At 71.7% G+C, this 9,979-nt stretch carries 18 protein-coding genes; 13 read left to right on the forward strand and 5 right to left on the reverse strand.

Going from position 1 to position 9,979, the window contains the following annotated elements; all coding sequences use genetic code 11:
* Positions 1 to 78 precede the first annotated feature (78 nt).
* Both ACQP1N_RS18195 and ACQP1N_RS18200 read right to left on the reverse strand, forming a co-directional pair.
* Positions 79 to 627, reverse strand: a complete 549-nt coding sequence (locus ACQP1N_RS18195; protein WP_067807444.1) for a DUF3090 domain-containing protein — start codon at positions 625 to 627, stop codon at positions 79 to 81.
* Positions 628 to 637: 10 nt separating this feature from the next.
* Positions 638 to 1,351 (reverse strand): MSMEG_4193 family putative phosphomutase, encoded by a 714-nt coding sequence (locus ACQP1N_RS18200; RefSeq protein ID WP_067807459.1) that lies wholly within the window; start codon positions 1,349 to 1,351, stop codon positions 638 to 640.
* Positions 1,352 to 1,418: 67 nt separating this feature from the next.
* Here ACQP1N_RS18200 and ACQP1N_RS18205 point away from each other — a divergent pair, with 67 nt between their 5' ends.
* The gene (locus tag ACQP1N_RS18205; RefSeq protein ID WP_067807447.1) at positions 1,419 to 2,390 is read left to right on the forward strand and encodes a magnesium and cobalt transport protein CorA; all 972 of its coding nucleotides are present in this window, start codon (positions 1,419 to 1,421) and stop codon (positions 2,388 to 2,390) included.
* Positions 2,391 to 2,418: 28 nt separating this feature from the next.
* On the opposite strand, the gene ACQP1N_RS18210 is transcribed toward ACQP1N_RS18205, so the two are convergent.
* The 3 genes from ACQP1N_RS18210 to ACQP1N_RS18220 form a co-directional block, all read right to left on the reverse strand.
* Entirely contained in the window at positions 2,419 to 3,765 is a 1,347-nt protein-coding gene (locus tag ACQP1N_RS18210) for a tyrosine-type recombinase/integrase (protein ID WP_433225407.1), read from the reverse strand.
* 89 nt (positions 3,766 to 3,854) lie between these two features.
* Positions 3,855 to 4,352, reverse strand: a complete 498-nt coding sequence (locus ACQP1N_RS18215) for a hypothetical protein (RefSeq protein WP_433225409.1) — start codon at positions 4,350 to 4,352, stop codon at positions 3,855 to 3,857.
* 293 nt (positions 4,353 to 4,645) lie between these two features.
* On the reverse strand, positions 4,646 to 5,074 hold the full coding sequence (locus tag ACQP1N_RS18220) for a helix-turn-helix domain-containing protein (RefSeq protein ID WP_433225411.1): 429 nt from the start codon (positions 5,072 to 5,074) through the stop codon (positions 4,646 to 4,648).
* Between the two features lie 131 nt (positions 5,075 to 5,205).
* Here ACQP1N_RS18220 and ACQP1N_RS18225 point away from each other — a divergent pair, with 131 nt between their 5' ends.
* From ACQP1N_RS18225 to ACQP1N_RS18280, 12 genes are all read left to right on the forward strand, one after another.
* Positions 5,206 to 5,469, forward strand: a complete 264-nt coding sequence (locus ACQP1N_RS18225) for a helix-turn-helix domain-containing protein (RefSeq protein ID WP_433225413.1) — start codon at positions 5,206 to 5,208, stop codon at positions 5,467 to 5,469.
* On the forward strand, positions 5,469 to 5,585 hold the full coding sequence (locus ACQP1N_RS18230; protein ID WP_433225415.1) for a DUF7577 domain-containing protein: 117 nt from the start codon (positions 5,469 to 5,471) through the stop codon (positions 5,583 to 5,585). The genes ACQP1N_RS18225 and ACQP1N_RS18230 overlap by 1 nt, the downstream gene beginning before the upstream one ends.
* A 5-nt stretch (positions 5,586 to 5,590) precedes the next feature.
* Complete coding sequence (locus ACQP1N_RS18235) at positions 5,591 to 5,785, forward strand: helix-turn-helix transcriptional regulator (RefSeq protein ID WP_433225417.1); 195 nt, start codon at positions 5,591 to 5,593, stop codon at positions 5,783 to 5,785.
* Positions 5,786 to 5,874: 89 nt separating this feature from the next.
* Positions 5,875 to 6,213: a hypothetical protein gene (locus tag ACQP1N_RS18240; RefSeq protein WP_433225419.1), complete on the forward strand. Its 339-nt coding sequence runs from the start codon at positions 5,875 to 5,877 to the stop codon at positions 6,211 to 6,213.
* On the forward strand, positions 6,210 to 6,788 hold the full coding sequence (locus tag ACQP1N_RS18245) for a hypothetical protein (RefSeq protein WP_433225421.1): 579 nt from the start codon (positions 6,210 to 6,212) through the stop codon (positions 6,786 to 6,788). The genes ACQP1N_RS18240 and ACQP1N_RS18245 overlap by 4 nt, the downstream gene beginning before the upstream one ends.
* The gene (locus ACQP1N_RS18250) at positions 6,785 to 7,207 is read left to right on the forward strand and encodes a hypothetical protein (RefSeq protein WP_433225423.1); all 423 of its coding nucleotides are present in this window, start codon (positions 6,785 to 6,787) and stop codon (positions 7,205 to 7,207) included. Before ACQP1N_RS18245 ends, ACQP1N_RS18250 begins: the two co-directional genes overlap by 4 nt.
* On the forward strand, positions 7,204 to 7,416 hold the full coding sequence (locus tag ACQP1N_RS18255) for a hypothetical protein (RefSeq protein WP_433225425.1): 213 nt from the start codon (positions 7,204 to 7,206) through the stop codon (positions 7,414 to 7,416). The genes ACQP1N_RS18250 and ACQP1N_RS18255 overlap by 4 nt, the downstream gene beginning before the upstream one ends.
* On the forward strand, positions 7,413 to 8,372 hold the full coding sequence (locus ACQP1N_RS18260) for a hypothetical protein (RefSeq protein WP_433225427.1): 960 nt from the start codon (positions 7,413 to 7,415) through the stop codon (positions 8,370 to 8,372). Before ACQP1N_RS18255 ends, ACQP1N_RS18260 begins: the two co-directional genes overlap by 4 nt.
* Complete coding sequence (locus tag ACQP1N_RS18265) at positions 8,369 to 8,719, forward strand: hypothetical protein (protein WP_433225429.1); 351 nt, start codon at positions 8,369 to 8,371, stop codon at positions 8,717 to 8,719. Before ACQP1N_RS18260 ends, ACQP1N_RS18265 begins: the two co-directional genes overlap by 4 nt.
* A gap of 2 nt (positions 8,720 to 8,721) precedes the next feature.
* Positions 8,722 to 9,189 carry a hypothetical protein gene (locus ACQP1N_RS18270; RefSeq protein ID WP_433225431.1) on the forward strand — a complete coding sequence of 156 codons (468 nt, stop codon included), beginning with the start codon at positions 8,722 to 8,724 and terminating at the stop codon, positions 9,187 to 9,189.
* Positions 9,186 to 9,512 carry a hypothetical protein gene (locus ACQP1N_RS18275; protein WP_433225433.1) on the forward strand — a complete coding sequence of 109 codons (327 nt, stop codon included), beginning with the start codon at positions 9,186 to 9,188 and terminating at the stop codon, positions 9,510 to 9,512. Before ACQP1N_RS18270 ends, ACQP1N_RS18275 begins: the two co-directional genes overlap by 4 nt.
* On the forward strand, positions 9,509 to 9,886 hold the full coding sequence (locus tag ACQP1N_RS18280) for a hypothetical protein (RefSeq protein WP_433225435.1): 378 nt from the start codon (positions 9,509 to 9,511) through the stop codon (positions 9,884 to 9,886). The genes ACQP1N_RS18275 and ACQP1N_RS18280 overlap by 4 nt, the downstream gene beginning before the upstream one ends.
* Positions 9,887 to 9,979 lie beyond the last annotated feature (93 nt).

Below are 9,979 nucleotides of genomic sequence, written 5' to 3' on the forward strand. Positions count from 1 at the left end.
CGGATCTTTTTCGTCCGCGCCGGGGCGGGTGGCGCGGCGGCACCCGCGCGGCCGGACGGGAAGGGTTCGGGGATCATGTCAGCCGAGGTATCCGTTCTGGCGGGGGCAGACATGGCCGTCGGTGTCGAGCGGCAGGCCGCACAGCGGGCACGGCGGGCGCCCGGCGGCGACGACCTTCAGGGCGCGCTCGGCGAACGCGCGGGCCTGCGCGGCACTGATCCGGACGCGCAGCACCGCGATGGCGGGATCGTCCTCGCCGACCTCGGGCTCCTCGTCGGACTCGGTGACCTCCTGCGCCTCGATGACGACCTGCTCGTCGTCGGGGTCCCACGCGAGCGCCATCGTGCCGACCTTGAACTCCTCCTCCACCGGCTGGTCCAGGGGGGCGTCGTCCTGCAGTTCGGAGGGGGTGACGGCGGGTACCGGGGCCTCCCCGCCGCTGCGCCGCAGCACCTCGTCCAGCAGTTCCTCCAGGCGCTCGGCCAGCAGCGTCACCTGGAACTTCTCCAGGCCGACGCTGGTGACGCGGCGACCGGAGCGGGCCTGCAGGTAGAAGGCGCGGTCGCCGGGCCGCCCGACGGCGCCGGCAACGAAACGCTCCGGCAGGTCGTAGGAGATGACGGGCATGACTCCGACCCTACGCGCCGCCGCCCACGGGCGCGTCCCCCGACGCGAATCCCTCTTTCCCGGAACCTTCCCGCGGCGGCCGGGGAACCAGGGCGGCGACGTCGCCTCCGGTGTCGTTGAGCCGGACGACGAACGGGCGTGTTTCGGTGTAGCGGATCACGGTGAGGGACGCCGGGTCGGCCTGGATCCGCTGGAACTGGTCCAGGTGGAGGCCGAGCGCGTCGGCGACGATGGACTTGATGATGTCGCCGTGGCTGCACACCGCGTACAGGGCGTCGGGGCCGTGGTCGGCGGCGACGCGTTCGTTCCAGTCGCGGACGGCGGTGACGGCGCGGTGCTGCGCGGCGGCGAGGGCCTCACCGTCCTCGCCGGGGAACCGGGCGGCGCTCGGATGCGCCTGGACGACCCGCCACAGCGGCTCCTCGGCGAGTTCCTTGAGGGGGCGGCCCGTCCAGTCGCCGTAGCGGACCTCGCCGAACCGCTCGTCCGTCTCGATCTTCTCGATGGGCGGGGCGTGCCCGGCGGCGAGCGCCTCGGCGGTCTCGGCGCAGCGTTCGAGGGGGCTGGACACGACGGCGGCGAGCGGCAGCGGCGCCAGCCGGGCGGCGAGGGCGGCGACCTGGGCGCGGCCGCGGTCGTCGAGGCGCACCCCGGGCGTCCAGCCGGCCAGCACCGGGCCGGTCATCGCGGTCAGTCCATGCCTTACCAGGAGAAGGGTCGTCACGGCGGCCACTCTAGGAGATGCTCGGCATAAGGGCGGCGGACGGCACGGTTGCGGGAGGATACGTGCTGTGATCGTGGACAAGGCCATCTACGCGGGCGGGACGCGCCGCGACATCGACGGTGACATCAGCGACGCGTTCGACCTCGCCCGCCAGGACGGCGACTGCTTCCTGTGGATCGGCCTGTTCGAACCCGACGAGGCGGAGTTCGAGCTGGTCAAGGACGAGCTGAACCTGCATCCCCTCGCCGCCGAGGACGCCGTGTCCGCGCACCAGCGGCCCAAGATGGAGCGCTACGACGACACCCTGTTCGTGGTGCTGAAGACGCTCTCCTACATCGACAGGACGTCCGACATCGAGGTCGGCGAGATCATGATCTTCCTCGGCCGGGACTTCGTCATCACCGTCCGGCACGGTGCCGGCAACCCGCTCGGTCCCGTCCGCAGGCGGCTGGAGGAGTCGCCGGAGCTGATCAAGCACGGCGCGACCGCCGTCCTGTACGCGGTGTGCGACGAGGTCGTCGACCGGTACGGGCTCGTCGCCCACGAGGTGGAGGTCGACATCATCGGGCTGGAGAAGGCCGTGTTCGATCCGGGCGCGCGGGACGTCACCGCCGACATCTACTCCCTCAAGCGGGAGGTGCTGGAGTTCCGCGGCGCCGAGGACCCGCTCGTCCCGGTGCTGCAGGAGATCGCCAAGGGCCGGGTCGCCGAGTGCGGCTCGACCCGCGAGTACTTCCGCGACGTCCTGGACCACCTGCTGCGCGTGGACGAGCAGGTCGACGCGCACAACGAGCTGCTCAACAGCGTGCTGACCGCGCATCTGGCGCTGCTCGGCAAGCAGCAGAACGAGGACATGCGCAAGATCTCCGCGTGGGCCGCGATCATCGCGGTGCCGACCGCGATCGCCGGGATCTACGGCATGAACTTCGAGCACATGCCCGAACTGCACTCGATCCTCGGATATCCGCTGGTCCTGGCGGTGATGGCCGTCGCCTGCGTGCTGCTGTTCCGCAGGCTCCGCAAGAGCGGCTGGCTGTGAGCCGGGCGCCGGGCGCCCCTCTCGGCGATCATGCTTCAGCGCCGGAGGGCACATTCAGGGCACTCGGGGCACCGGCCGCCTCCGCGGCCTTCATGAAGTCGTCCACCGCGCGGCGCCCCCGGTCGGCGACGTCGGGGATGAAGTGCCCGTACTTGCGCAGGGTGAAGCCGGGGTCCTCATGCCCGAGCCACAGTGCCAGTTTCAGAACGTCCACCAGAGCGGCGAGCTGCACCGAGGCGTAGGTGTGCCGCAGGACGTGCATCCCGTTCTCGGGGGTGGCCTCGGCCCCGGCGGCGTCGCGCGCCTCGTGCCAGATGTACCCGAAGCCCTGCCGGTGGTAGGGCAGGCCGGACCTGCGCACGAACAGCAGCTCGACGGTGAGGGTCCTGCGGTTGTCGGTGGCCTCCCACGGCAGGGTCACCTTCACCGGAGGGCTGGCCTCGATCTGCTGGGACAGCCGCTGCGACAGGGAGTCCGACAGCGGCGCCTCGCGCTCCTTGTTGCCCTTGGGCGGGGCGAACACCAGGCCGGAGGGCCGGCCGTCCCCCTCCTTCATCCACTTCACCTGGCGCCGGACGCGGATCTTGCGGTCGCGGCCGAGGAACTGGATGTCCTCCTTGGCGATCCCGAAGATCTCCCCCTGCCTCAGCCCGGCGCCGACGCCGAGGTCCGCCATGCCCCCGATGCCGCGCTCGGCGAGCTGCTCGCGCGCGGCGGTCACCATGGGCGCCGTCCAGGGGACGATGGTCCGCCTGGGCGGGGTGGGAAGCCGGATCGACTTGGCCCGGACCGGGTTGCGCGTGGCCACCCCGTTGTCGATCGCGGCGATGAAGATGCTCGACAGGATGTCGACGATCTGCCCGATGTAGGTCGGGCTGAGCCCTTTGCGCTCCAGGGACTTGACCCACTGCTGGATCGAGCTGGGCCGCTTGGCCAGGCTCGACATCGGCACGCCCGCGATACGGGAGTCCTCACCCCAGATGTGAGCGAGGCGCCGGTCGTAGTTGTCCAGGCTGGAAGCGTTGGCCGCGATGCCCGAGCGCCATTCCCTGGCGAACTCGACCAGCGTTTTCTTGCCGAGTTTCGGGTCGGTGTAGTCGTCGGTGTTCAGCTCGTTCTCGATCTTGGCGTCGAGGGCCTCGGCGTAGACGTCGGGGTCGGACTCGTCGCGCTTGCCGCCCTTCTTCGGCCGGTTGAGCTTGCACTGCTTGCCGGCCTCGTCGCGCCAGCGGACCTGCCAGCGGTCGCCCTTGCCGTGCTCGGCGCTGGGATAGGGCTCGGCGGCGGTGCCGCACCTGCGGCACGCCTTGACCGGCTCGCCGGTCTTCGGATCGGTGCGGGGCCTGCGGGTGTGCCATCGGTCGTAGACGGACACGACGAGTCCTCCTGGCGTGCCGGGCGCGGCCCGGGGAGATGTGACGGGCCGGACGGCCCGAAGAGGGGCGGCTCCGCCCGCGGTCCGGGTCAGCCGGAGCGGCGGCGCGTGCGCAGTTCGTCGTCGAGGATGTCGGCGACGGTGTGGGCGATCCGTTGCTGGCGGTGGCCGATCTGCTCCTGGCGGCGGCGCAGGTTCTCGACGTCGGCGGCCAGATCGCCGGCGCGGCGGACGTGCCGCTCCAGGCATGCGTCGATGGAGTCCAGGCGCGCGAGGATCTCCCGCTCCATGGCCGTGGTGATCTCGGCCCGGGTCTCGTCGGCGTGCGCGGTGTGCGCCAGCTCCCGCAGCGCCATGCGGGCGGCGCCGAGGTATCCGGCGTAGCAGCCGGCCAGGCCGGCGGCGATGAGGCCGGCCAGGCCGAGCGTCCACAGGTGGATCACGCCCACGGCCAGGGAGCTCAGCAGCGATCCGATGCCGAGGACGGTGAGGGTGGCCGCACAGGCCGAGGCCATGGTGCGGCGCATCCCCATCACCGCGAGCGGGTCGTCTCCGTACACGATGTCCTGATCCACATTGATCGTCACCGCGAGACCCCTTTCGCAAAACAGATTTCCGGGGGGGGGCTCTCGTTGAGTCTTTTGGGAGCGCGTGGTGTGTGAGACCTCCGCGAGTCCCCGGTTCAGTTGTGCCGCGCCCGTTTCGGACATTCGGACGGGGTCCCCAGATTGTGCGTCCGATTGTCCGAGAATCTCAATACCTGAGGTTAAGTTTCAATGACCGGATGTGTTTACACAGGTCAGAGCGCCATGTTGGCCGGGGTAGGACACCATGATCTGTAAATTTAGGGCCGCCCGCAAATGATTGACGCCAACCATATTCAGCCGGTATCTCTTTCCCCCCACGATTCGAGGATCGTGCGCAGTGCCGGGCCGCGCTCGGGGTCTCGCTTCCACTGCTCGTAAAGGCGATCCATGCGCGCGAACTCGTCCTCCTCCTCGGCGGCTTCGTCGCCGGCCCGCTCGGCCGCCAGCAGGCGCAACTCCCGGGCGGCGTCGCCGCGGCCGACGCTCTCCAGTTGTTCGGGGGTTACACCGACCGCGTCGGCGATGCGGGCGACCGTATCGGCGGGACCGCGCACGGGGGCGTAGGCGCCGGCGCCGACGCTCTGGTAGCCGTGCACGATCGCACGGAGCCGGTTCTCGCTGATCGAGGCCAGGGCGGCGGCCTGACGCTGTGACATGCGGGAGCGCTTGAGGGCTGCCGCGATCAGGGCACCCTCGGGGCGCTGTTCTGGTCGCTCATCCATGGCCCACATCGTCGCACACCGTCGCACCCCGGAGGGGATGGCATCCGGGTTAGCTGCATCTTTCTGAAAACTTGTGCGATGTTGTGCGACGTATATTGACCGTCGCAATACATCGCACTAGTGTTGTCTTCATGCAGCACCCCACCCGCAAGCGGCCGAAGGATCCCCTCGACCACGAACCCGCGGCCGTCGAGTACGCCCGCCGGCAGGCCGGCCTCTCCAAGCAGCAGCTCGCCGACATGTGCGGAGTGAGCCGGAGTCTGATCAGTGAGATCGAACTCGGGACCCGCAACGCCACACCCGCGATGATCCGCAAGTTGGCGGTCGCACTGAACTGCCCGCGCGTCATCTTGGAGCGCAAGCACGCCCCGGCGGGCGACAGCGAGGTGGCCTGATGTCCCCCACGCCCAAGCGGCAGCCCATGGTCCGGTGCCCGCACTGCAACGCCCCCAACGACCCGGCGCGCGGCAGCAAGTTCTGCCGCAATTGCAACCTGCCGCTGGACGGGTGATCGCGATGGCCGCCCGCGCCGACTCCCCCGCCGCCCTGCCCGCGCTCGCCACCCCCGCCGAGGTGGCCGCCTACATCCGCAAGTCGCCCAAGACGCTCGCCAACTGGAGGAGCCGCGGCCTCGGCCCGCGCTGGCGCAAGGCCGGCCACTCCGTGCTCTACCGCCGCGCCGACGTCGAGCGGTGGCTCGACCAGACCTGAGCAGCAGAAGGCCCGGCCGCTGCTACCCGACCGGGCCGAGGTGCTGGAGAGGACCTCCCGCACTTCTGATCGTAAACGAGAGGACCCCCATGGACCTGGTCCTGGAAACGAAGACGCAGCAGGACGAGACCGTCCACGTTGGGCCGGCGATGTTGACCCCGGCCATCGACGAGGACTACTGGCTCTACCGCGTGAAGGTGAGCGAGCGCCAAGCGGTCGTCGGCTTCCCGAAGTTCATGACGATCGGCATCGGCTTCGCGGCCGAGGAGGACTGGAACACCAACCTCCCCTACACGTGCGGCACGGAGGAGATCTACGAGCACATCGCCCACAACAAGGGTGACGACTCGATCTCCCGCGAGGACTGCCTGACCGCGATCCGGATGATCCAGGACGCGGCGGCCGAGGCGAAGGGCAGCCGCTCGTGAGCGCGGCCACCGCCCTGCCGTCCGAGATCTTCGCCGGGGTGACACGCCGCATCACCGAGGCGCACGAGACCTGGGACTCCCCGCACCGCTTCGTCACGCTGCACTGGGACGGCGAGCGGCTCGACTTCGGCACGGTCGCGCTGATCACGGCCGACGTCCACCCGGGCAACTACCCCAACCTCATGCTCAAGACCGCCCGCGAGGCGATGACCGGCGACCGCGCCTCCACCCTGTGCGGCTACGCCCTCCAGATCGAGGGCCACAGCGTCGTCGAACCCGGCCCGGAGGCGAGCGCCCAGGAGTGGGCGCGCTTCCAGGCCGACCGCATCGGCCGCCGCTTCCACACCCGGCCCGACGCCGTCGAGTCCGCGCTGACCTACTGCGCCGACATCCACGGGCGCGTCTGGGGAGCGATCAAGCGGCGCGGCGTGGACGGCATCGACGAGGTCTTCTACGCACCGGGTGAGCGCGCCTCGCACGGCCAGATGGTGGACGCCCTGCTGTCCGTCGCGATCGTCACCCGCACCACGGTGCACGGCCTGTCCACGATCAACCCGTTCGGAGGCCGGTCATGAGGACCTGGTTCAACCGCGTCTGGGGCCTGCGCGTCGGCTGGCTCGACATCGACCCGGTCGCCCACCTCGGCGACGCCGACGAGACCCCCGCCCCGCCCGCCGCCTCCGCGCCGATGATGAGCGGCGACCACGAGTCCGACCCGGACGGCCCGCCCATCGAGACGGCCGAGGACGAGCCCGCGGTGATCGAGCGGCTGGACGTGCCGCCGGAGCGGCGGCCGTGGGACACCGCCCGGCCCACCATCCCGCCGACCGGGGCCTCCGAGCCGCCGCACCAGCCGCACTGCAGCGGCCGGCACGCGATCGAGGAGGGGCTGGCGCGCTGCGAGTGGTGCGAGGTCCTGACCGATGTGATCACGCTCGTGCGCCGCCTGGAGCGCGAGGTCGCCGAACTGCGTGCCGAGGGGTCCGAATCATGAGCGCCCCCAAGCTGCCGCCCGCCGTCGCCGCAAAGGTCCGAGAGGGGCACACCCTCGAAGACGACCCGACGCACGGCCTGTCGTCCGTCCGCCGCTGGACGTGCACGACGTGCGGTGACTCCGTCCTGGACTCCGGCCCCGTCATCTACGGCGGTGTCACCGAGCGGACCTGCGAGGAGTCCCGCGAGTTCTGGGCGAGGCGGTCATGACCGAGCACCTCGACGCCTTCGAGCGCGACCAGCTCCGCCACGCCGAGCGCACCATCCGCCGGGACCTGAAGGCGTTCGTCCGGTGCGGCGAGGCGCTGCTGACCATCCGCGACAGCCGGCTCCACCGGGAGACGCACGCGACCTTCGAGGACTACTGCCGCGATCGCTGGCAGATCTCCAAGACCCACGCGAACCGGCTCGTGCAGGCCGCCGCCGTCATGCGCGAGCTGCCCGCCGAGTCCGCGCCGACCTCCGAGCGGCAGGCCCGCGAGCTGGCACCGCTGCTGACCTCCCCCGGCGTGATGCGCCGGGCGTGGGCGACCGTCGTGCACCGCACCGGTGGCAAGCCGACCGCGAGGGACGTGCGCGACGTCGTGCGCGAGACCATCCCCCAGACCCCCGCCTCCCCGGACGCGAGCGCAGACGCGCCGGGAGCGGCGGGTGCGGGTGCCCCGGCCGGCCTCTTGCGAGGGGGGTCGGCCGGGGACACCCGGTCCACCGAGCCGCCCGCGAGTCACCGCGCGGGCGCAGGAGGCGGACCCGCCGCCGGGCCGCTGGGGGGCGCCCCCGGCCGCCGGTCCGCCCCGGGTGCCCCGGACACGTCACCCCTTGCACCGTCCGGGGCACCCGCCGATCCCCTGTCCGACCCGCAGCCGGCCAGCCCCTCCGGGGGGCCGGAGTCCGGCGGGCAGGCCGCACCCTCCGCTCGCTCCCAGGCGGAGGGCGCGGACGGCGCCCCACCCTCGGCTGGCCCCGTGGCCGAGGGCGGGGACGCCTTCACCGAACCGGTCCTGACCGCCTCCGAGACCCACGCCGCGCTCACCGATGAGACGTGCCCGCTGTACCTGCCGGACTTCGGGTGCCGCCTGGCACTGGTGCACCTGGAGGACGGCGCGGCCATGGACCGCGCGGTCGTCGCCGCCTACCGGCAGTCGCTGGCGGGGGACGCGCTATGAGCGCCGCCCACGCGGTCGGGTGGATCGCCTTCGCGGTCGGGCTGCCCGTCTACTACTTCGTCACCGTCGCCGTCCTGCGCGGATCGGCCGAGGCGTTGCGTCGCGCCTTCGGGTACGGCGCCGCGTCCAACTGGATCGGCTTCGTGGCCGGCGTCCTGGACGGCGACCGGGCGTCGATCATCTGCGGCCTGCTGGCCGTGTGGTTCACCTGGGAATGGTGGCGCCGCCGCCGGGGCGGCCGGGGCCGCGAGGTCCTGCGCGAGCTGGGAGCCAAGTCCCGCGCCCGGATCGAGGCCATGGTCCGGCAGATGTCCCCCTCTCCGATCCCGTCGCCCGCTGGAGGCTGACCATGCGCACACAAGATGAGATCGTCGCCCGCCTCACAACGCTCAGCGTCGGCGAGGACGTGCTCGGCTTCCGCAGGGGGGTGCTGATCGCCGCGCTCAACTTCGAGCACGCCCGCCCGTTCCTCAAGTCGGACGTCACCCCCGAGAAGTGGGACGAGATCCGCGTCCGCCCGGACGACATCGAGGACCGCGCCCGCGACTACTACGCCTTCGCCCTGACCAAGATTGAGGGCCACCGGGGCATCTCGGCGTCCCGTTCGGTGGACAAGCTCGGCGAGTACGCCTGGCTGCTCGGGCGGGACGACGTGGTGGACGCGATGGCCGCCGCGGACTTCGCCCAGTACGGCGCGCCAATAGTCAAGGCGTTCGCCGACGGGTTCGGCGAGACCTGGCCGGACGAGCCGTGGGCGGTGCGGATGGCCAAGGGCCTGCCGTGCGAGCCCGACTGCGACATGGGGTGCGGGCAGTGAGCGCGCTCACCGATGCCGAGCTGCGGGCGCTGGCCAAGCTCGACGCCGCCCTCCCCTCCGACCACATCACGCGGCAGGGCGGGGTCATGCTCGCCGACCTGCTGCGCACCGCCGCCCCCGAGGTGGACGACGTCAACCTCGGCCGGATCGCCCTGGAGCTGATGCGCCACTTCAAGGGCGGGCGCGACACCGCCGTGAAGGCCGCCGAGGCGATCGGCATCCCCGACCACGCCACCCGCGCCGCCGCGCTGGAGGTCGGCATCCGGCAGCTCGCGTGCACGGCCCTGACTCTGACCGAACTTGAGTGGAAGGACCCGCTGTGATCATCACCATGGCCGACCGGGACCGCGTCCCGGTCTCCCTGCGCCGCCGCATCGAGGACCTCGCGCAGCGCTGGCCGCACGGAATGCACGTCCGTCACGTGAACGGATGGACCGGCAAGGTCGTGTGCGACGTGCCCGGCAACGTCCACGGGGGGCTGACCGGCGGCCCCGACGCGCACTGCCTCACCGGGTCCCGGTCGAGCGACGCCGCCGTCTGCGTCGAGGCCGTGATCGGCGGCTACCCGTGCACGGCGTGGTACCGGCCCGCCGTGCTCGTCCCCGCCGGGAAGGGCGGGCCCCGCCCCGCGCCCAAGCCGATCCCGAAGCCGGCCCCGGCCGCCCGCGAGCGCAAGCGCCAGTGGAGGGCGGCATGAGGTCGGTCGTCTTCACCTGGCGCACGCTGCCGCCGGTCGGCCGCTTCGTCGCCGTCGCCGCGCCCGCCGCGTGTCTGGCCGGGCTGGTCGCCC

It is taken from the genome of Actinomadura formosensis (genome assembly GCF_050948385.1).
GTDB lineage: Bacteria > Actinomycetota > Actinomycetes > Streptosporangiales > Streptosporangiaceae > Spirillospora > Spirillospora formosensis.

Coding starts and splice junctions, on each gene's coding strand:
- ACQP1N_RS18195 (WP_067807444.1), bottom strand. CDS start 627: ATGCCCGTCATCTCCTACGACCTGCCGGAGCGTTTCGTTGCCGGCGCC.
- ACQP1N_RS18220 (WP_433225411.1), bottom strand. CDS start 5,074: ATGGATGAGCGACCAGAACAGCGCCCCGAGGGTGCCCTGATCGCGGCA.
- ACQP1N_RS18225 (WP_433225413.1), top strand. CDS start 5,206: ATGCAGCACCCCACCCGCAAGCGGCCGAAGGATCCCCTCGACCACGAA.
- ACQP1N_RS18230 (WP_433225415.1), top strand. CDS start 5,469: ATGTCCCCCACGCCCAAGCGGCAGCCCATGGTCCGGTGCCCGCACTGC.
- ACQP1N_RS18235 (WP_433225417.1), top strand. CDS start 5,591: ATGGCCGCCCGCGCCGACTCCCCCGCCGCCCTGCCCGCGCTCGCCACC.
- ACQP1N_RS18240 (WP_433225419.1), top strand. CDS start 5,875: ATGGACCTGGTCCTGGAAACGAAGACGCAGCAGGACGAGACCGTCCAC.
- ACQP1N_RS18250 (WP_433225423.1), top strand. CDS start 6,785: ATGAGGACCTGGTTCAACCGCGTCTGGGGCCTGCGCGTCGGCTGGCTC.
- ACQP1N_RS18255 (WP_433225425.1), top strand. CDS start 7,204: ATGAGCGCCCCCAAGCTGCCGCCCGCCGTCGCCGCAAAGGTCCGAGAG.
- ACQP1N_RS18260 (WP_433225427.1), top strand. CDS start 7,413: ATGACCGAGCACCTCGACGCCTTCGAGCGCGACCAGCTCCGCCACGCC.
- ACQP1N_RS18265 (WP_433225429.1), top strand. CDS start 8,369: ATGAGCGCCGCCCACGCGGTCGGGTGGATCGCCTTCGCGGTCGGGCTG.
- ACQP1N_RS18270 (WP_433225431.1), top strand. CDS start 8,722: ATGCGCACACAAGATGAGATCGTCGCCCGCCTCACAACGCTCAGCGTC.